The following is a 20,310-nucleotide window of genomic DNA, read 5'->3' on the forward strand; positions in this document are numbered from 1 at the left end:
TCCTCACCACAGCCCCTCGATGCTCACGCCGGTCTCTCGCCCGGTCGCCACGGGCGCGATGTGAACCCGACCCTGCGCCGGCGTGCGCCCCGGGAAGGAGAAGTCGGTGAAGAACGACGCCGCGGTCAGCGCCCCGATCACACCCCCCGCGATGACCAGGCCAGTCCCCACGCCGGCGGACAGGTCGCGCGCGTCTCGCAACCGGACAAGATCAGCACACGGGGAGTCCTCCGGCGCTTGCCAGCACATGGACGAGCTCGACGTCGAACCGCGCGTCAGCCCGTCGCGCCGCTCGCTCAGGTCCCCATCAAGCTTGTCAGCCCTGATCATGAAGATGCCGCCCCCGAGCAAGGCGCCTGTCGCGGCGGCGATGCCCGCGATACGCAGCGTCCCCGGCCACGATGCCCAAGGGCTGGGGGCCTGCGCGCGCGGAGCGGGCGAAGCACGCACGGGCGCCGGCGTCGTCGACACGGCCTCCTTGGCGCGGCTCGCCTCCTTGGCGCTGCTGGCCGCCGCACATGGCAACGGCACCGTGAACTCGTGCTCCGCGCCAGCCACGGCGCGCAACGTGTGCAGCGCGTCCTGACAGCCCGGGGCACGGCCCCGCACCATGTGCTGGCCCGGCTCCAAGAACAGCGTGTAGGTCCGCGCGGTCCGGCCGATGCGCTTGCCGTCGATGAGCACCTCGGCGTCGGGCGGATCGGCCGCGAGCACGAGCGTCGCGACGTGCTTCGCTGCCTCGCGCAGTCCCGCCTCGAATCGCCGCTGGAGCGCTTCCGGCAGCGCTTCGCGCTGTTCGAGGCTCTTGGCGAGGTGCTCGGCCGCGTCGCGGTACCTGTGAAGCGCGACCTCGCAAAGGCCGAGCTCGCCGGCGATCTCCGCGCGCTCGCGGTCGGCGCTGGTCGCCGGGTCTGCGGCCTCGAAAGCCGCCCTGTAGGCAGCGTGTGCCTCGGTCCACTGTCCCGCCGCGCGCGCTCTCTGACCACGGCGAACGTGGTCCTTCACCGACGCACTGCCGCTCGGTTTCGTCATCGGCTGGATGCCGTTCGCGCTGGCCGAGCTGGTGACGCCTGTCGCGGCCCCGAGCGTGAGGAAAATAGAGAGCGAATGCGCGATATAACGCATCCAGGCACGGTACTGACGCCCGCCGTTCGGCGTCAACCGGGAGGAATCTGCAAGGTCTGGCCCGTTCTTGTGAGAAAATGTCAGGCGAGGCCGTAATGATGTCGTTGGTATCCAGGGTTCAGGGGGCCTTGCCAGCCCCACGCCGTGGGGCATCCCCGTCGCGATGACGTCGCCAGGCACCAGGGTTCATCACCCGGGGGCCGGGTTGAGCGATTGTCGATACATCGTCGCTTTCCGAGAAGAGTGAACGAATCAGGGGTCGATGAACGAGCCCAAACCCACGCGCGCAGCGTGACTGTATCTTGCCAGGTGCCTGCACGGCGAAGCGGCTGCAATGAAAGGGAGGACCCTTGACTTTCGCCTCATGGTTGCCATCTCGAACAGAAGCCCGCAACTCAATCGGTCCATCCTGGAGAAACCTTTGATGCGCATCGCTCCCTTGCTTGGCTACTTATCCGCCGCGGTCGCATGCAGCCTGCTGGCGTGCAGCGCGGAGCACATCGTGGAAGAGGACGTCGGTGCTCTGGACTCCAAGTTGAACAGCTCGGACGGCACGATGTCCGCGGATCTCACTCTTCAGTCGCAGTGGCAGGGTGGCTACTGCGCGATCGTGACGGTCAAGAACACGAGCCAGCAGAGCACCACCGGCTGGCGCGTGGTGGTCGGTCTCAACGGCACGACGGTGGCCAACCAGTGGAACGCGACCTTCGCCCCATCGAACGGACAGCTCACCGCCTCGAACCTGAACTGGAACGGAGCGCTGGCGAAGGGGACCTCGACGTCGTTCGGGTTCTGCGCGAACGGCTCCGGTAAGCCCTCGCTCGTATCGGTCGCCGGCAGCGGCGGCTCTAGCTCGTCGTCGAGCAGCAGCTCTAGCTCGTCATCGAGCAGCAGCTCTAGCTCGTCATCGAGCAGCAGCTCTAGCTCGTCGTCGAGCAGCAGCTCGGGGGCAGGCGGCGCCGATGGGGAGGGTGGGGGAGGCGGCGCACCCGACACGTGCACGACACCCGATGAGACGGTCTGCGGCAATCAAAGTGGCAGCCAATGCGGCTTCTTCTATCAACTCTGGATGGACCAGGGGACCGGATGCCTGACCAACACCGCGGATGGCTTCAGCGTCGAATGGAACAATATCAATGAATTGCTGGGCCGTAAGGGCCTGAAGCCCGGGTCGGGGAACCAGATCGTGACCTACGAGGCTGACTTTCAGCCAAACGGCAATGCCTACATGGGTGCCTATGGGTGGACGAAGAGCCCGGACGTGGAATACTATATCATCGATAGCTGGGGCGCCTGGCGTCCCCCTGGCACAACGGGATTCATGGGCACCGTCGCGAGCGACGGAGGCGTCTATGACATCTACAAAACCCGGCGGACTGTTGGCATCAATCCCCCTTATCAGTTCTGGAGCGTCCGTAAGCAGAAGCGTACGAGCGGGACCATCACCGTCGCCAACCACTTCGATGCATGGCAGAAGCTGGGGATGAACATGGGGACCCTGAGCGAGGTCTCGATGTTCGTGGAAGGCTATCAGGGCAGCGGGAGGGCTGACGTGAGCTTCTCAATGAGATGAGCCGTCTCCCCGCGCGACCACGGGCAGCCGCAGCGCGCCGATCCCGCGCGCCTCGGCCGTGGCGCCGACGATGTCGATGACGAGCTCGTCGCCGGACACGATCGGCCCGACGCCCTGGGGCGTCCCCGTCGCGATGACGTCGCCGGGCTCCAGGGTCATCACCCGGCTGATGTACGCCACCAGCTCGGGCACTCCCCAGATCATCTGCGCCGTCATCCCGTCCTGCCGCACCTGGGAGTTCACGACGGCCCGCACGCGGAGCGCCCCGGGATCGAGCTCCGTCTCGATCCACGGCCCCACCGGGCAGAACGTGTCGAACCCCTTGCCCCGCGTGAACTGCACGTCCTTCCGCTGCAGATCCCGCGCGGTGATGTCCCCCAGGCAGGCGTAACCGAACACGTGATCCAGCGCCTCCTCCGGCCGCACGGCCCTGGCGCGGCGGCCGATGATCACGCCGAGCTCCGCCTCGTGCTCGACACGCTGGCTCTCCGGAGGGAGCACGATGGCCTGGCCAGGACCGATGAGCGCCGAAGGCGGCTTCAAGAACAGGAGCGGCTCGACCGGGACATCGTTGCCCAGCTCCTGCGCGTGCGCGGCGTAGTTGCGCCCCACACACACGATCTTCGTGGGGAGCACGGGGCAGGCGAGATCGACGTCGGTCCACGCAACGGCCTCGCCCGTTGTCTTGCCGCCGAGCCACGGCGGCGCGTCCAAGACGAGGGCGGCCGCGCCGTCGAGGCGGGCGAAGAAGGCCGGGCGATCCTGATCCGGGGGCGCGAGGCGAGCGAAGCGCATGGCGCGAGCAAAGCGCGATCTTCGCGTCGCGGCAAGCCCGCGCCCGCCTCTCCATGACGCGGCGTCGCGCACGGAGCGCGCGCTCGCACGGCGCCGGGATCGGCGATCGCTGTCGTGGGCGGATGCGCCGTCACGGCACGGCGTCGCGGCGGGCCGCCGTCACCGAGGAGGCGCCGCGGCGCCCCGACGTCGCGCGACGAGCCGGGCCTCGTGATGCCCTTCCTCCAGCCACCCTTCCTCGTAACGGACCACCTCGAGCGCGTCGCCGAGGAGCCCGGGGAGCTCGCCGTCGTCGAGGAGCCAGCGCGCGCTCGGGTGCGCGTGCCGCAGCAGGTTCGACCGCGTCGGGTGCACGACGACGAGGTGGCCGCCCGGGGCGAGCTCCGCCGCGCAGGCCGCGAGCCTGCGCTCGAGGAAGTAGAAGATCAGGATCAGGTCCCACGGCCCGACAGGGAGCGGGTCGCGCTCCACGTCGAGCGCGACCGTGCGCAGCGCGAGCCCTTCTCTCGCCGCGGCGCTCCGCGCGACGCCGAGCCCGACCTCGGAGATGTCGGCCAGCGTCACGTCGAGCCCGCGCCGCGCGAGCCAGAGGGCATGACGACCGGAGCCGCCGGCCAGGTCGAGCGCGCGCCCGCGCCGGGGCAGGAGCGGATCGAGGGCCGTGAGCACCGCGGAGGGCTCGCCCGGATCGCCGCTGCCCTCGCGGTAGCGGGCGTCCCACCTCGTGCGATCGTCGTCCGACACGTCGTCCTCCTGTCCTGCTGGCCGCGCCTGGGCGGACACCGGCGAGCGCCCCTCGCACCTCGCCCCTGGATTGCGCGCAGCGTACCATCGCTCGCCGTCGCGCAGCGGGCCGGTCCGGTCCGGCGCGACGCGAGGTGACGGCGGCCGACGGAGGCTGCTGGACACGCGGCACGGCCTGGCCTACCACGCCGCCGGCCCGCCATGCCCGAGTGCCTGACCCTGGCCCCGACCCCGGATCCCCGCCGCTTCCGCGCCCCCGACGGCGCGCTGCTCTCGCCGCCCGAAGGCTGGGCGTGCCTGCCCCCGGGCGACGCCGGGCTCACCCGCCGGGTGAAGCTCGCGGGCCCGTCCTGGATGGTGGTCGAGAAGCGCGGGAGGAAGACGTTCTCCCAGGGCCTCTGGGCGCCGGCCGCCACCATCGAGGCCGCCCGCGCCGCGCTCGAGGCCGAGCGGAGCACGCCGGCGTACGCGAAGAAGCGCGAGGCGGACGCCCGGCGGCGGGAGCGCGACCAGGAGGAGTACGTGCGCGAGTTCGAGGCCGCGGTCGCCGTGTTCCTCCGGTTCTCGCCGCGCTACGCGGCGCTCGCGCGGTCGCTCGCGACAAAGGTGGCGCTGCACGCCACCCCGGTCGGCAGCGGCACCGTCGCCCGCACGGAGCGGATCCCGGTCGCGCAGCGCGCCGAGTCGGCCGTGATCGCCTGGATGCGGCACCAGACCACGGCCTACGACACGATGTCGATCCCGCGCGTGAAGGGGATGCGCCGCGAGGTGCGGCGCGAGCTCGCGCAGATCTCCCGCGCGATCCTGGATCTCCATCGCGGCGACGCGCCGCACGCGGGCGCGTCGTGCCCGCTCTGCGCGGCGCTCTGACCCGCCCGATCGGGCGGAGCGAGCGCCTCACGCGCCGAGCAGCCCCTCGCCGACCAGCCGGGCGCGCAGCCTCGCGGCCCCGTCGAACACGTGCGCGCGCATCCCCGCCTCGGCCGCGGCGTCGCAGTTCTCCGCGCGATCGTCGACGAACAGGCACTCGCCCGCGTCGACGCCGATCAGGCTCACGAGCCGATCGAAGAACTCTCGCGCCGGCTTGCGCACGCGCAGGTGATGGCTCGAATAGACGCCCTCGAACAGGACGTCGAGCGCGAACGACTCCCGCACCTCCTCGACCCACACGGGGTAATTGCTCGCCACGAACCTGAGCGCGCGGCCCTCGAGCGACGCCACGATCTCCCGGACGCCGGGCAAGAAGCGGTATCCCGCGCGGCGCACCCGGTTGAACGCGTCGATGTCGAACGAGACGCCCTCGGCGCCCTCACGAAAGAACCGGCGAGCGAACTCAGCCTCATCGATCTCGCCGGCCTCGAACGCAGGCCAGCACGCGGGGTCGCGGTGCCGCGCGATCTCGGCGGGCGCGGCGGGCGCGGCGCACCGGATCGCCGCGGCGAGCGCCTCGCGGTACGGGTCGTAGAGGACAGTATCCATCAGATCGAAGCACACTGCGCGGACCATCAGGCGCGAACCGTAGCACCGCGCGAGCGTGTGTGTGCGCACGCGGATCACACGGGCGCACAGGCGTGCGGCCACACGGGTCAGTTGTGCTGAGGGTGCCTTGAACCGACGCGACGCCAACCGATGCGAGCCGATGCGAACCGGCGCGAACCGGCGCGAACCGACGCCAACCGGCGCGAACCGACGCCAACCAACGCGAACCAACGCGAACCGACGCCAACCAACGCGAACCAACGCGAACCGACGCCAACCCACGCGATGACACGAAACTGATACGAACTTTGAGAAAGCGCATCTCGCAATGCAGTGCGCGATGGTCTATACTGGGCATGGGTGGCGAGTCCTCAGGAGCGTGGTCCGGCGATGCGCCGGCTCCTGAGGCCTCATGTGGTGGTCTGCTTTATCTACCGGCGCGCTGCGCCGGGACTTACTTAAAAAGGAGTCAGGCCATGAGATTGCCTGCGATGGGCATTGCCTTGTTCACGGTCGTCGTGGCCAGCGCGGCGTGCGGCGGCGGCGATGACGGCGATAATCTCTCTCAGAGCGGCTCGGGCGCCGGGAACAGCTCGGGCAGCGGGACCGGAGGCGACGACAACGGCTTCGGTTCAGGGGGTGTGACCTCGGGCAGCGGCGCCGGCTCGGGCAACCCCAGCAGCGGCGCGGGCCCTTCGACCGGCGCCGGGGATGCGTGCGCCACGCAAACGGCCAAGGCCGGGCTCCAGCCCGTGTACCTGGCTGTCGCGTTCGACGTGTCGGGCAGCATGGGGATGAACGACAGGCCCTCGCACAGCAAGGAGCTCAAGTGGGATCCCGTCGTCGCCGCGACAAAGCAGTTCTTCACGGATCCGGCGTCGGCGGGGCTCACCGCCTCGCTCACGTTCTTCCCCGGCGAGCGGCGGATGTGCGAGGCCAGGACCTACCGCACGCCGGACGTCGCGATGACGCCGCTGCCCTCCGGGGCGTTCGGCAAGGCGATCGACGACGTCACGCCCGCGAACGAGGACGACTGGGGCACGAGCACGCCGACGGCGTTCGTTGTCGAAGGGACGGTCACTTTCATCGAGGCGCAGCGCCAGGAGAACCCCGGGAAGTACGCGCTCGTGCTCGTGACCGACGGCTACCCGCAGCGCTGCGGCGGGGGGGCGGACAACATCGCGGCCGTCGTCGAGCGCGTCGAGGGGGCGCGCCAGGACAACGTCCCGACCTACGTGATCGGGGTGGCGAACCCGCCGGACGACGAGCCGGGGAACGTCGACAACCTGCGCGAGATCGCCGTGGCGGGCGGCACGGGGGAGGCGTTCATCATCGAGACCGGCAACCCCGACGCGACCGCGACCGCGTTCAGGGCGGCCATCGACCAGATCCGCGGCGCCGCGGTGACGTGCACGGTCGCGATCCCGCCGGCCCCCGACGGGAGGACGTTCGACAAGCAGCGGGTGCGCGTGACGTACACGAGCGGAGGGGGCGAGCCGATGGCCGTCGCGTACGATCAGGAGTGCGCGAGCGCCGACGCCTGGCGCTACGACAACCCCTCGAACCCGACGCAGATCGAGCTCTGCGAGAGCGTGTGCAACGCGATCCAGTCCGATCCCGAGGCCTCCCTGGGCGTCGACTTCACCTGCGAGGACGTGATCCAGATCCCGCAGTGATGGCGGCGAAGGGCGCTCTCTGAGCCGGGCGCGCCCCCGCCGTGGGGGCGCGCAGGCTCGCCTCGCGCGCGCCTGCTTCAGGGCGCGCAGGCCGCGTGTGGGCTGAAGAGCGCCGGGACGAGGCCCCGGTAGTCGTCGTGGGGCACGCCGCCGCGGAGATCGCCGCCGAGCTTGTAATAATAGCTCCGCGAGGGAGGGATCCCGGCGGCCGTGTACGTCGCCACGTCGCTCGGCATGTTGCCGAAGCCGAACGAGGGCACGATGCCCGTGCGCGCCTTGAGCCAGCCGAGCTCGATCGTCTTGTACTCGGCCGCCGCGCGGCCGAACGCGCCCGTGACGCCGATGGTTGTGTGGAGGATGCCCGGCGGGAAGCCCCGCTCTCGCAGCCAGACCCTCGTGTTCCCCACGAGCCACTCCGGGCGCGCGGTCACGTAGAAGAGGTAGATCCCGCTCTCGGCGAGGGCGCGCATCGCCTGGGCCGCGCCCGGGTGGGCTTCCGGCGGGGAGCCGCCGACGAGCTCGCCGATCATCGCCGTCTCGCTCGATGTGAGCGTCCCGTCGACGTCGGTCACGGCCACCCGCGCGCCGGGCGGGAGGACCTCGATGAGCAGATCCGCGCTCGTGGCGTCGCCGGCCACGGCGAGGTGGACTCGGTGCCGGCCGACCTCGAGGCGCCGCCCCGCGGCGAGGTCGATGTAGACGCGCCCGCCGGTGTCCGGGATGCCCTCCGTGGTCGGGTGCGGATGATCGTCGTCGCTCGTCCGGAAGGTGCCGAGCCGCTCCCAGGCGCCGCTGCAGCCGCGGAGGAGATAGGCCTCGACGTCCTCGTCCTCGAGATCGTCGTCCTGCGGCCCGTAAGCGAACTTCGCGATGGCCCACTGGGGCCCGTCGGCGCGCGCGAAGAGGTCGCGCCCGCGGTGGCGCGGCCATCCGGTCGCGACGAGGCGCGACCGGGTGTGCCTGAACCCGCGCGGCAGGGCGGCCGGCGGCGGCGCGTCGCAGGCCGGGCGGGCCGGACAGGCGCCCGCCCTGGCCGGCGGCGGCGCGGGAGCAGCGGCCTCGGGCGAGGCGCCGGCGCAGGCGACGAACGACAGGGCGGCGAGGACCAGCGGGGCGAGCGAAGCGGGGCGCAAGACGACCACGATGGTGCTCGCCAGGCCTCAGGTCCACAAGCCGGTCGGCTGCCCGAGCTGCGCGGCGCCGGCCTGGCCGAACCACCCCTCTGCGGCGGCGGCGTGCTGGGAGAAGGTGTGGATGTCCCGGAACCGCCGTTGCAGGGGGGAGGCGTTCCTGGCGACGCCGCCTCCGCCCGCTTGATAGCAGGTGTCCACGGCGCGGGCCGTCACCTCGGCCACCCAGGCGAGGGCGCCCGAGATCCGCGGCGCTATCGCGAGGGTGGCGCCTGGGTTGTTCACGCACGCGGCCCAGAACTCGTCCCCCAGGTCGCGCAGCAGGGCGCGGGCGGCGCGGACGCTCGTCTCGGCGCGGCCGAGGTTCACCTGGAACAGCGGGGAGTCCGCCAGCTGAGCGCGCGCATACAGCCGCTTCTTGCCCGATCTCGCGAGCGTCACGATGTCGTCGAGCGCCCCCTGGGCGATCCCCACCCCCACGGCCCCCATGTGGAGCGCGAAGTGCAGGACCGGCGCGACGAAGCCCGGCCCGGCCACCGACGGCTGGCCCCGGAAGATATCGAGGGTGTGCGCCTCGGGACAGAAGGCCCCTTCCAGCGCGATATCGTGGCTGCCCGTGCCCCGCAGGCCGAGCACGGACCAGGTGTCGATGATGCGCGCCTCGCTCGCCGGGAACAGCATGCCTCGCATCTCTGGCATTTCGCGCACCTCTCCCGCCTCGCCCGCCGGGGCCATCCGCGGGCGGCCGCCGTCCATGATCACGCAGTTCCCGAGCAGCCAGCTCGCGTGCTCGCAGCCGCTCGCGAAGCTCCAGCGCCCCGTGACGCGGTAGCCGCCCTCCGTCGCGTGGGCCTCGCCCTGCGCGTTGAAGCCGCCGCCGATGATGACGTCCGGCCCGCCGGCGTAGATGGCGTCGAAGCGCTCGGGCGGCAGGAGCGCGAAGAGGAGCGGGCTCTCCGAGCCGATCATCACGGTCCAGCCGGTGGCCCCGTCCGCCCGGGCGAGCGCCTCGAGGACGTCCATCCCCGTGCGCAGATCGACCTCGTGGCCGCCGTGGCTCCTCGGCAGGAACATCCGGAAGCAACCCGCCGCCTTGAGCTGGCCGAGCAGGTCCGCCGGGAGGCGCCGCGCCTCCTCGATCTCCGCGCTCCGTGAGGCGATCGTGGGGGCCAGGTCACGGACGGCATGCAGCACCTTCGCGGCGTCTTCGTTCTTCATCGCTCGCTCCTTGACATCGGGGTGGGGGGAGCCTGTGGAGGCCCGGCAAAACGGCTCATCGTACGGCGGTTTCAGGGCTCCGCGCGGACTTTCGGCCCTCTGGTCCTCTCGTCCTCTCGTCCTCTCGTCCTCTACGCCCCGGGGGGGAACGTCATCGCGGGTCGGTCACGCGGCCCATGAACAGCACGGTGCCTGTCGCCACGTCGCGGATCAGGAACACGAACGGGTGATCGGCCCGGAACACCTGGGGCTGCGCCGGGGCCGCCCGTGTCGTCATGACGACGCCTGTGGCCGCGGCGGCTTCGGTCCCTTCCTCGTTGACCTCCACGAACGCCTTGTGCCGGATCTGGGAGATGAAGAGCGGTTCTGCCCTCGTGATCCCGGAGAAATCGGCCTTTGCGTGGTCGAACGCGAGCGGCATGCCGAGCGCGCTCAGGGCCGCGGAGAGCTCGAACTCCGCGGTCATCTTGAAGCGCGGGAGCGCCACGTCGACCCGCATCGGTCGGAGCGCCTCCACGTACGTCTTGAGCTGCCCCGCTGCCAGGTGCTGCTCCACCTTCGCCAGCCCGTCCACCTGCGCAGGCAGGACGACGACCATGGCCAGCCGGCGCTCGGGGCTCTGCGCCTCGTAGGAGAGCTCCAGCACCGACGCGTCGGCGGCCTGCCCGAAGCCCGCCCGGAGCGTCCTGCGCATCATCGGCACGGCCGGCGCCGTCCCTGGCTTGACCGTGAACGGCTCGTTCTTCGTGGCCTTCTTGTCGAAGGGCGTCGCCCACTTCCCCTTGAAGTAGACAGCGTTCGTGAGGACGAGCCGCGTGAGGCCGGTGATGCTGCCGGCGGGCATCAGGTCCTTGATCTTGTCGTTCGTCTGTTGCTCGACCCATTGATTGATGCGCCCCCGCGCCGGCTCGCTGCCGCCCTTGAAGTCGAGGAGCTCGATCCCCGCCCCGTAGTGCTGCTGGGTGGTGCCCTGGAACGCGGGCTCGATCGGGAGCGCGGCCTGGCCCCACAGCCGGTTGGCGATCCGGAGCTCGGGCCCCTTGGGTCCCGTCGCCTGCGCCAGCTCCTTGATGAGCTCGCCGAACGCGGGGTGGAGCGCCTCGGGCGGGAGGGTGAACTCGAGCGTCTTCGCCATCTGAGCCGCCGTCTCGCCGCGGGCGCCGGCGTAGGTCATGGCCAGCGCGGTCGAGATGCTCGCCGGTGAGAAGAAGAGCTTGCCTTTCGTGGCGGCGAGCGCGCCGTAGAGGCGCTGCGCGAACGCGGCGTTCGCGTCGGCGAGCGCCGCCGCCGGCGGCGGATCCGGCTGCCGAGCGTCGGGTGGCGCGGGCTCGCTCGGCCCAGGGGCCGCCGCCTCGGCGGCTGGCTTCGCGCCGGGACAGACGTGCTCCCAGCGGCACGCCCCGCCCTCGGCGCGCGTGCACTGCGGGGTGCCGGTGGAGCCATCGTCGCAGACGCGGGCGATCATCGCGAGGGGGCCGCAGTCGGCGGGCTGGCACGCGGACGTGCTCGGGGCCGGCGCGGCCGGCGGGACGCCGTCCCGGGCCTGACACCCGAGCCCCAGCAACGTGCACAGCGCGGTCGTGAAGAACGAGATCGGTCTGGCCATGACGCTGCGGTACCAGCGCGCCAGGCCGGCGGGAAGCTCGGCGGGAAGACGCAGAGGCGTGTGGTCCTAAGCGGCGCGCATCGTCAGAAGTTGTGGATGAACGTGAACCGGCCAGCGAGCTTGTTCGGGACGGCTTGGCTCTCCTCCTGCGTCTCGTAGCCGAGGTAAAGGAGCAGCTTGTTTCCCGTGCCGTAGTTCAGCCCGATCACGCCGCCGAGCTGCAGGCTGGCGAGGCCGCTCTCGTCGACGCTCCCCTCGTCCTCGGCCGTCGCCGGGTCGTCGGTGGTCACGACGTCGTTGAGGTCGACCGTCAGCTCCAGGTGCGGGCCGATGCCGAAGTCGTCGATCGGGTAGTAGAGCAGGAAATCCCGAGAGTAGGCGTAGTTCTGGACGCTCTTGTCGAACATGCTGGAGAACGACCCGAGGATCCACGACTCGAAGTAAATGGGCTTTGCGTCGACGAAGGTGAACAGCTGCGGGGCGACCAGCGCCGCCGGCTCCATCGTCATGAAGTTGAACGCGAAGCCCACCATCGGGTTGATGATGACAGGGCCCATCGTGAAGGCGGGGCCGATGTCGAACTCCGCGGTTCCCTGCTGGGTGAGATAGATGTCGCTCGAGAGGCTGACGGGGCCGACCTGGTGCGAGGCGCCGGCCCAGAGCTGGAGACCGAGGCTGTCTACGTCGAAGCGGAACCAGCTCGGGATCTGGCTCGCCTGCGGCTCCGGCGCGGCGGGCGCGGCGGCCTCCGCGGTCGCCGCCGGGGGCGCCGTCGCGGTCGTCGCCCCGGCGGCGGCCGCTGCGCCCGGATCAGCCGGGGACGGGGTGGGCTCCTGAGCCCAGGCGGCCGGCGACGCGAGCATTCCCACGACGCAGGCGAGCGCCGAGCAACATCTCCCCATATCGTTCTCCATCATCGAATTGCCTCCTCTGCGCAACATGAGATGAAAGCAACATGAAACCTGAGAGCAACATGAAACGTGAGAGCAACATGAAACGTATCGGCAGCAGGTCGACACTAACGTAGTGGAGAGCGGTTAGGCAAAGCAGATGTGCACGGCGAGCCCCCGAGCTGCGCTCGAAGGGGCGTGTCCTGGCGGACATAGGCCTCGATCGGGGAGGGAGCGGCTCGAGCGGCTTTCTGCGCTCGCCTGGACGAGGGCCTGATCGCCGCGGGTCCCGGGCGCGCAGGGGAGAGGAGCTGCGCCTCGCGTCAGAGGGGGATGTGCTGGATGCCCGCGGCCGCCCCGAGCGACGCCAGCGTGGCGGCCCCGACGAGGAGCAGCGTCACCTTCAGCAGCGTCCCCTCGATCTGGTCCGTGACGAGGCCGTCGACACCCTGGGCGAGCTCGTCCCGCACCTTCAGCAGATCGATGCCCCCCGCCTGGTTGGCCTCGTTGCGGAAGCGCGCCAGCGTCAGCGTCTCGATGGTGCCGAGCAGCTGCGCCTCGATCTTGCGCCGCAGGAACCCCCGCACGCCGCCCCCTCGCGGCGCCGCCTGCACCCTGTGGATCACCGCGAGGCGCAGGCGCTTCACGGCCTCGTTGATCGGGACGCGCTCCACCGCCTGCGCCACCCGCCCGCCGCGGGCGCCCACATCGGCCTGCCCGGAAATGCCGAGCAGCTGCTCGAACACCGCGGTCACGAGCGTCCCGCCGAGGCGCTTCGCCCGCACGATCTGCAGGATGCCGGTGCCGAGCGCCCGCTTCCACGACAGCGTGAAGCCGATCACGGCAGAGAGCGCGATCGCCGCGACGGCCGCGAGCGCCCCGCGCAGCGCCGAGCCGTCTGCCGCGATGGCGTACGAGGAGGCAGCGAGGACGACGGCCAGCAGCGACATGGCCGCGGCGGTCAGGAAGAAAGAGCGGAGCGCAGGCCCCAGCGCCCCGGCGACACCTTGCACGAACGGTCGAAGGTCCATGACCGCTCAGCTCACCACGCCCGCCGCGCGGTGAAAATACGGAACGAGGCGGCCGCGCGCGCCGTCGCGCGCGACCGCCTCGGTTCCAGGAGCGAGCCCAGGAGCGAGCCCGGAGGGGGGCCGCTCCGGTCTCACCCGCCTCAGATGACGCCGAACTTCTTCCCGACCTTCTCGAACGCCTCGAGCGCGTGATCGAGGTGCTTGCGCTCGTGGGTCGCCATGTAGCTCGTGCGCAGGACCTGCTGCTTGGGTGGGACCCCGGGGGTGATGAACGGGTTCACGTAGAGCGAGTAGTCGTCGAGGAGCGACTTCCACATCATCACCGTCTTGAGATCGTCGCGGATGTAGATGGGGATCACGGCCGTCTCGGTCTTGCCGAGCTCGAAGCCGAGCCGCTGCAGCTCCGTGCGCATGTAGGTGAAGTTCTCGCGGAGCTTCTCCTGGCGCCAGGGCTCCTCCTGCATGACCTCGAGCGCCGCCATGGCGGCCGCCACGCAGGGCGGCGCGGCGCTCGCCGCGAAGAGGAAGCTGTAGGCGAAATGCTGAATGTAATCGAGGACCTTTCGCTCTCCGACGAGCCAGCCGCCGATCGAGGCGAGCGACTTCGAGAAGGTGCCGCCGATGAGGTCGACGTCCTTGCTGAGGCCGAAGTGCGCGGCGGTGCCGCGGCCGCCCGGGCCGATGACGCCGAGCGCGTGCGCGTCGTCGACGAGGAGCCGCGCCTTGTGCTTCTTCACCACCTCGACGATGCCGGGCAGACTCGCGATCTCGCCCTGGGCGCTGAAGACGCCGTCGGTGATCACGAGGGCGCCCTCCGTGTCGGCGATCTCGGAGAGCGCGCTGTCGAGCGCCGCGGGATCGCTGTGCTTGTAGCGCACCATCCGGGCGCCGGCGGCCTGCGCGAGCCGCACGCCGTCGTAGATGGAGGCGTGATCGTCCTTGTCGATCATCGCGACGCTCCGCTTGTTGCTGAGGAGCGCCGAGATGGTCGCGATGTTCACCTGATAGCCCGTCGTGAACACGAGCCCCGCCTCCTTGCCGTGGTAGGCGGCGAGCTTCTGCTCGAGCTCGTTGTGGAGACGCATCGACCCGTTCACGAGCCGCGAGCCGGTCATGCTCGTGCCGTATTTGTCGATGGCGTTCCGCGCGGCTTCCCGCACCTTCGGGTGGGTCGTCAGCCCGAGGTAGTTGTTCGAGCCGAGCATGATCACGGTCCGCCCCTCGAGCTGCGCCTCGGGGCCGTTGTTGAAGTCGAGCGGGCGGAAGAAGGGGTAGACGCCCATCGCGCGGGCGTTGTCCGCGGTCATGAACTTGTACGCCTTCTCGAACACGTCGCGCCCGCCGATCCGCGACAGCGACGTCCGCGCCGCCATCTGGGTCGCGAGCTGCTGCTCGGCCGCCGCGGCCACGTAGGTGCCCGCGCCGTTCGCGCCCGCGCCGTTCACGTGCGGGCGGCTCGTCGACCCGCCGCGCTCGCGCGGGGCGTCGCCGCTCGACGTCTCCTCCACGACCGACAGCGCCGCGCCGCTCGCGGCGGACGCGGCGGGTCGACGGGCCGGCGCGCGCGCCGGCGTCGCGCCGTGGACGCCGGCCTCGTCGTCGAGCGCCGGATCGATGTTGGGCAGCGCGTGCCCGTTGAGCAGGATGTCCCACGCCTCCGCGGCCCGCTCCCGGGCGGCGCGCAGGCGGTTCTTCGCGTCCATGACCCCCGTGGCGAGCCGCATCACGCGATCGTTGCTGATGACACGGACGACCCTGCTCGACGAGGTGAGCTTCTTTGCTTGGTCGACCAGACGATCCTTCATCCTCATGCCCTGGCTCCTCACGCGATCGTACTAAGGGGCGCGGTCCTGCCCGCGAAAGCCGCTCCGGCGTGTCGGATCGGGCCCGCTCTGGCCCTGCTCGCTCCCGGCGCGTGTCGCCGCTAAAGCAGCCTGCGCGACCCGCGTCAACTGCCACCACCGCGTCGTCCCGGCGTGCCACGAGCGCCGCGAAGCGCCGTCGCCGCGCACGCGCATTCCGCGTCGCGCAGCGGCGTTCGCGCGGTGCGCGGCGACGTTCGCAGAGCTCGCTCGCCGGACGGCCCGCGCGCGCTGCACCCGAGTCTCGAGCGCCGCGGATGACCGGCTGCGGCAAGGGCAAAGACGCAACTCGTTGCGGAGTGGTGCGCGCCGGTGTAGGAAAAGTTTTCAGGGTGTATGCGCCGTGTCCTAGTCGTTGACGACGAAGAAAACCTGCGCCTCGTGGTGCGCACGTTCCTCAAGCGGGACGGCTACGAGGTCGAGGCGGTCTCGAGCGGCGAGGAGGCGCTCGCGATGGTCGAGACGTTCGGACCCGACGTGATCCTCACCGACGTCCGGATGCCGAGGATGGGCGGGCTCGACCTCCTGGCGACGCTGAAGGCCAAGGGGAACGAGGCCACGGTCATCGTGATGAGCGCCTACGGCAACGTCGACATGGCGATCGAGGCGATGAAGGCGGGCGCCTACGATTACATCCAGAAGCCGTTCAAGGCCGAGGAGGTGCTGCTCACGCTCCGCAAGGCCGAGGAGCGGGAGGCGCTCCGCCGCGAGAACCGCGTCCTGCGCCAGGAGATCCGGCGGGAGAACCTCTTCGAGGAGCTCCTCGCGAAGAGCCCGCCGATGCAGGTGATCTTCAAGACGATCGCGAAGGTCGCCGACTACAAGACCACGGCGCTCATCACGGGCGAGAGCGGCGTCGGCAAGGAGCTCGTGGCCCGGGCGATCCACCGGAGATCGAGCCGCCGCGGCGGGCCGTTCGTCGCGGTCAACTGCGGCGCCATCCCGGAGAACCTGCTGGAGAGCGAGCTCTTCGGGTACAAGCGGGGCGCGTTCACCGACGCGGTCAACGACCGGGCGGGGCTGTTCGAGCAGGCGAACCACGGCACGCTGCTGCTCGACGAGATCGGCGAGCTGCCGCTCCCGCTTCAGGTGAAGCTGCTCCGGGTGCTCCAGGAGGAGACGCTCCGCCGGCTGGGGGACAGCAAGGACATCAAGGTCGACGTCCGCATCCTCGCGGCGACCCACCGCGACCTCCTGGCCGAGACGCAGGCCGGCCGGTTCCGCGAGGACCTCTTCTACCGGATCAACGTGCTCCCGATCGCGATCCCCCCGCTCCGCGAGCGGCGGGAGGACATCCCGATCCTCATGGATCACTTCCTCGCGAAGAACAACGCGCGGTTCGGCATCAACATCCGTGGCTTCGAGCCCGAGGCGAGGCGGCTGCTCCTGGAGTACCGGTGGCCGGGCAACGTCCGGGAGCTGGAGAACACCGTCGAGCGCGCCATGGTGCTCTGCGAGGGCGAGCGCATCGGCGAGGCCGACCTGCCCGACCGGATCCGCGAGGCGCGCGATCCGATCCAGATGCAGCTGACGAGCGGCGAGCTGTCGATCAAGAAGACGTCGCGCGTCATCGAGGAGATCCTCATCCGGCGCGCGCTCCAGAAGACGAAGGGCAACCGCACCAAGGCGGCCGAGGTGCTGGAGATCAGCCACCGGGCGCTGCTCTACAAGATCAAGGACTACCGGATCGATCTCTGACGATGGCGGGCCGGCTCGGTGACGCGGCGGACGGAGCGACGACTGTGGGCGTTGTTCCAGATCCGGCCGAGTCGAAGGTCGGTATTTCTCGCGATGTCCGGGAGGGGCCCGCGCCGATGCGTCGATCAACGCATGACCGCACGCGTGACCACACGCGTGTCCGTACCCAAGAGCGGGCGGCACAACAGCTCTCTTGCGCCCGTCGCTTCAGGGGGCTACGTCGTCGCGCTCCCCCATGAAGAAGAATTACGTTCTCGACGCGAACGTCCTGCTCCACGATCCCCACGCGATCTTCAGGTTCGAGGACAACGACGTCATCATCCCGATCTACGCGATCGAGGAGATCGATCAGTTCAAGCGGGAGGGCTCCGAGCGCGGGCGCAACGCGAGGACGATCGCCCGGCTGCTCGACGAGGTCCGCGGCGCGGGGACGCTCGCGACCGGCGTGCTCCTCGAGAGCGGCGGCACGCTGCGGATCGCGATCCCGGAGCGGCGGCCGGAGCTGCTCGTGGGGCTGGAGTCGGGATCGCAGGACAACGCCATCCTGCAGACGGCGATCGACATCCGCGACCGGCACAAGGATCGGCCGACCATCTTCGTGACGATGGACACGAACCTCCGGATCCGCGCCGACGCGCTCGGGATCCCGGCGGAGACGTACGAGAACCAGCGGGTGCACGACCCGGCCATCGAGCAATCGGTGGTCGAGCTCGAGGTGCCCGGCGCCGAGGTCGACGCGTTCTTCCAGAGCGGCTTCCTGGCAAGCGCCAACCTTGTGGATTTGTTGCCGAACTCGGCGGTGCTCCTCCGCGACGCGGGGGCGCCGAGCCACACGGCGCTCGGCCGGTTCGACGCGACGCGCGGGCAGATCGTCGCGCTCCGGGTCGGGCGGGAGGGGGTGATGGGGGTCCGGCCCCGCAACAAGGAGCAGGCGTTCGCGCTGGATCTCCTGCTCGACGATTCGGTCCGGCTGATCACGCTGATCGGCAAGGCGGGGACGGGCAAGACGCTCCTGGCGCTCGCGGCGGCGCTCAAGCGGACGACCGAGGACAACGCCTACAGCCGGCTGCTCGTGAGCCGGCCGATCATGCCGCTCGGGCGCGATCTGGGCTTCCTTCCGGGCGACGTGGACGAGAAGCTGAACCCGTGGATGCAGCCGATCTTCGACAACCTCGAGTTCCTGTTCTCCAGCGGCGGCACGAAGCCGGGGCGCGACGCGCGCGGCTTCGTGGAGCTCCTGGAGAGCGGTCGGATCCAGGTCGAGCCGCTCACCTACATCCGCGGGCGCAGCTTGCCGCACCAGTACCTCATCGTGGACGAGGCGCAGAACCTCACCCCGCACGAGGTGAAGACGATCATCACGCGGTGCGGCGAGGGGACCAAGATCGTGCTGACCGGCGATCCGCAGCAGATCGACAACCCGTACGTAGATCACGCGTCGAACGGCCTTCTCGTTGTGGCGGAGCGGTTCCGGCGCGAGCGCATCGCGGGGCACGTGGTGCTCGCCAAGGGCGAGCGCAGCGAGCTCGCGGAGCTCGCGGCGAACCTGCTCTGAGGCAGGCAGCGCCGATCGCGCCGCGCCCTCGCGGCGCGGGGGCGAGCGGGGCGGCGGGGAGCGGCGCGGGGGCGAGCGGGGTGGGGGCGAGCGGGGTGGGGGCGAGAGTGGAAGGATCGGCGGGCCGTGGTGCGGCGTCCTCGCGCTAGGTCGGCCGAGCGGCCGGCGCCTCCGGCCTGGGTGCCGGACGCGGATCGGCTCCTCGGCGCGGCGGCGCGGCGGATCCGCGTCGTCGGCTCGAGCACGCCGGTGAACCTCGTCGAGGAGCTCGCGCGGCTCGTCGCGACCTGGAGCCGGAGCGGCGGGGAGCTGCCGCGGTTCGCCTACGCGCCCGCGCAGGATCACAGCGAGCTCCGGAGAGCGATGGACGCGGCGGCCGAGCGGCTCGCGGCGCAAGGGGAGCTCGGCGCGGTCTACGCCGGCCGCGCGATCGAGCTCGCCGCGGAGGCCGCGATCTGCGAGGCCGCGGGCGGGGCGGGGTGCTGGGCCGCCGCGCGCCGCCGCTACGCCGCGCGCGACGCGTTCGACGAGCAGGCGGACGCGCTCGCCGCAACCTGGGTCGAGCAGGAGGCGGGCGCGGCGCCGGGCGACGAGGAGCGGGTGCGGAGCGACGACGCGCGCTCGCCCCGATCGCTCGTGTCGCGGATGCGGCGCGAGATCGGCGCGCGGCGCCTGCCGCTCCGGGTCGTGATCGCCGACATCGCGCCGCTCGCCGCGACGGGCGACGGGGTGATCCAGGTGGCGCGGGGGCGCATGCTCACGCGCGACGACGTGGAGCGCACGGTGCTCCACGAGATCGAGGGGCACGCGGCGCCCAGCGTGCGCGCCGCGGCGCTCCCGCTGGGGATCTTCGCGATCGGCACGGCGAACGGGGGCGACGATCAGGAGGGCTGGGCGCTCGCGCGCGAGCGCGCGGAGGGGTACCTGATCGGCCCCCGCCGGATCGAGCTCGGGTTGCGGCACCTCGCGGCGCGGAGCGTCGAGCGCGGCGCCGGCTTCGTCGAGACCGCGCGGTTGCTCGAGGCGCGCGGCGCTCGCTCCACGGCGGACGCCCTGCGCATCGCGGCGCGCGTCCACCGGGGCGGCGGCCTTGCGCGGGAGGTCGTCTACCTGCCGGCGTTGCTCCGGGTCGAGGCGCTGCTCGTGGAGCAGCCGACGCTCGGGCAGGTGCTCGCCTCGGGTCGGGTCTCCGTGGGCGCCGCGGCGTCGCTCTCGTCCTGGGCGCGGGGGAGGTGATCGACCGAGGTTGCCCGACGCGACCGAGGTTGCCCGGCGCGCGGTCGCCCGACGCGACCGAGGTTGCCCGGCGCGACCGAGGTTGCCCGGCGCGACCCAGGTTGCCCGGCGCGACCCAGGTTGCCCGATTCAGCTGGGAGGATGAGAAGCCGGGAAGAAAAGTCCGATCATCGCCGAACTTCCCGCCTTCCTGTGAAACCGATCCCATGAAATGAAGGCATCGCCGGTCGGGTGAGGAGCGGAGAGAAAGGGGGCGGCGTGAAGGGAAGGATCACTCCAGCCGTGCGAGCACGGCACGGAACGCGCTTATCGTGGCGGTCGGCGGGCGGGCCGGCTCGCGCGCGTGGTCGGTCGCGGGTCGACCGTGCGGTGGGCGGCGGTCCTGGGGGCGCGCGGCGCGGACGGGCCGGCGGGCGGAGGCGGGCATGAACTCGAAGAAGGCCATGGAGAGGGAACCCAGACGGCCGCCGAGGGGAGGAGAGGCCCCGACGGTGGTCCTCAAGGGCGACCTTCATGTCCTGGATCTCGGCGCGGGCCTGATGCTCGACGTGTTCATCAACGTCGAGGGGCGGCTGACGACCTTCGTCAGCCTGGATGGCCAGCTCATCGCGGAGCTCCGCGTCGCCGGTCATGCCTGAGCCTGAAGCGGACCCCGCGATCGAGCGGGACGGCGTGGAGAACCGCCTCGATCC

Annotated in this window: 17 protein-coding genes; 7 read left to right on the forward strand and 10 right to left on the reverse strand. The window is 71.0% G+C overall.

All coding sequences use genetic code 11. From position 1 onward, the window contains the following. Positions 1–3 precede the first annotated feature (3 nt). Entirely contained in the window at positions 4–1,305 is a 1,302-nt protein-coding gene (locus tag WME90_RS14945; protein WP_437281781.1) for a PEGA domain-containing protein, read from the reverse strand. 376 nt (positions 1,306–1,681) lie between these two features. On the opposite strand from WME90_RS14945, the gene WME90_RS14950 reads away from it, so the two are divergent. Continuing rightward, a complete protein-coding gene (locus tag WME90_RS14950; protein WP_437283614.1) occupies positions 1,682–2,698 on the forward strand; it encodes a glycoside hydrolase family 11 protein in 1,017 nt (338 codons plus the stop codon). Here WME90_RS14950 and WME90_RS14955 read toward each other — a convergent pair. Both WME90_RS14955 and WME90_RS14960 read right to left on the reverse strand, forming a co-directional pair. Beyond that, positions 2,687–3,493, reverse strand: a complete 807-nt coding sequence (locus WME90_RS14955) for a fumarylacetoacetate hydrolase family protein (protein WP_437281782.1) — start codon at positions 3,491–3,493, stop codon at positions 2,687–2,689. The two genes, WME90_RS14950 and WME90_RS14955, sit on opposite strands and share 12 nt — an antisense overlap. A gap of 159 nt (positions 3,494–3,652) precedes the next feature. After that, positions 3,653–4,237, reverse strand: a complete 585-nt coding sequence (locus tag WME90_RS14960; protein ID WP_437281783.1) for a class I SAM-dependent methyltransferase — start codon at positions 4,235–4,237, stop codon at positions 3,653–3,655. 201 nt (positions 4,238–4,438) lie between these two features. Here WME90_RS14960 and WME90_RS14965 point away from each other — a divergent pair, with 201 nt between their 5' ends. Continuing rightward, positions 4,439–5,107, forward strand: a complete 669-nt coding sequence (locus tag WME90_RS14965) for a DUF2293 domain-containing protein (RefSeq protein WP_437281784.1) — start codon at positions 4,439–4,441, stop codon at positions 5,105–5,107. Positions 5,108–5,134: 27 nt separating this feature from the next. On the opposite strand, the gene WME90_RS14970 is transcribed toward WME90_RS14965, so the two are convergent. Then, positions 5,135–5,743 carry an HAD-IA family hydrolase gene (locus WME90_RS14970; RefSeq protein WP_437281785.1) on the reverse strand — a complete coding sequence of 203 codons (609 nt, stop codon included), beginning with the start codon at positions 5,741–5,743 and terminating at the stop codon, positions 5,135–5,137. 449 nt (positions 5,744–6,192) lie between these two features. Here WME90_RS14970 and WME90_RS14975 point away from each other — a divergent pair, with 449 nt between their 5' ends. Beyond that, positions 6,193–7,392, forward strand: a complete 1,200-nt coding sequence (locus WME90_RS14975; RefSeq protein ID WP_437281786.1) for a vWA domain-containing protein — start codon at positions 6,193–6,195, stop codon at positions 7,390–7,392. Between the two features lie 77 nt (positions 7,393–7,469). On the opposite strand, the gene WME90_RS14980 is transcribed toward WME90_RS14975, so the two are convergent. The 6 genes from WME90_RS14980 to WME90_RS15005 all read right to left on the reverse strand — a co-directional run bounded on the left by WME90_RS14980 (position 7,470) and on the right by WME90_RS15005 (position 15,078). Next, the gene (locus WME90_RS14980) at positions 7,470–8,534 is read right to left on the reverse strand and encodes an LNS2 domain-containing protein (RefSeq protein ID WP_437281787.1); all 1,065 of its coding nucleotides are present in this window, start codon (positions 8,532–8,534) and stop codon (positions 7,470–7,472) included. A gap of 18 nt (positions 8,535–8,552) precedes the next feature. Further along, on the reverse strand, positions 8,553–9,740 hold the full coding sequence (locus WME90_RS14985; RefSeq protein WP_437281788.1) for an acyl-CoA dehydrogenase family protein: 1,188 nt from the start codon (positions 9,738–9,740) through the stop codon (positions 8,553–8,555). A gap of 151 nt (positions 9,741–9,891) precedes the next feature. Next, entirely contained in the window at positions 9,892–11,346 is a 1,455-nt protein-coding gene (locus WME90_RS14990; RefSeq protein ID WP_437281789.1) for a serpin family protein, read from the reverse strand. 83 nt (positions 11,347–11,429) lie between these two features. Beyond that, on the reverse strand, positions 11,430–12,263 hold the full coding sequence (locus WME90_RS14995; RefSeq protein ID WP_437281790.1) for a hypothetical protein: 834 nt from the start codon (positions 12,261–12,263) through the stop codon (positions 11,430–11,432). Between the two features lie 296 nt (positions 12,264–12,559). Next, on the reverse strand, positions 12,560–13,267 hold the full coding sequence (locus WME90_RS15000; RefSeq protein ID WP_437281791.1) for a hypothetical protein: 708 nt from the start codon (positions 13,265–13,267) through the stop codon (positions 12,560–12,562). Positions 13,268–13,407: 140 nt separating this feature from the next. Beyond that, positions 13,408–15,078 carry an aminotransferase class I/II-fold pyridoxal phosphate-dependent enzyme gene (locus WME90_RS15005; protein WP_437281792.1) on the reverse strand — a complete coding sequence of 557 codons (1,671 nt, stop codon included), beginning with the start codon at positions 15,076–15,078 and terminating at the stop codon, positions 13,408–13,410. Positions 15,079–15,465: 387 nt separating this feature from the next. On the opposite strand from WME90_RS15005, the gene WME90_RS15010 reads away from it, so the two are divergent. From WME90_RS15010 to WME90_RS15025, 4 genes are all read left to right on the forward strand, one after another. Then, a complete protein-coding gene (locus WME90_RS15010) occupies positions 15,466–16,827 on the forward strand; it encodes a sigma-54-dependent transcriptional regulator (RefSeq protein WP_437281793.1) in 1,362 nt (453 codons plus the stop codon). 235 nt (positions 16,828–17,062) lie between these two features. Beyond that, complete coding sequence (locus WME90_RS15015; protein WP_437281794.1) at positions 17,063–18,382, forward strand: PhoH family protein; 1,320 nt, start codon at positions 17,063–17,065, stop codon at positions 18,380–18,382. Positions 18,383–18,508: 126 nt separating this feature from the next. After that, positions 18,509–19,618, forward strand: a complete 1,110-nt coding sequence (locus tag WME90_RS15020; RefSeq protein WP_437281795.1) for a tyrosine/phenylalanine carboxypeptidase domain-containing protein — start codon at positions 18,509–18,511, stop codon at positions 19,616–19,618. A gap of 425 nt (positions 19,619–20,043) precedes the next feature. Continuing rightward, on the forward strand, positions 20,044–20,256 hold the full coding sequence (locus WME90_RS15025) for a hypothetical protein (protein WP_437281796.1): 213 nt from the start codon (positions 20,044–20,046) through the stop codon (positions 20,254–20,256). Positions 20,257–20,310 lie beyond the last annotated feature (54 nt).

The sequence above is a fragment of the Sorangium sp. So ce375 genome, assembly GCF_051473855.1.
Taxonomy (GTDB): Bacteria; Myxococcota_A; Polyangia; order Polyangiales; family Polyangiaceae; genus Sorangium.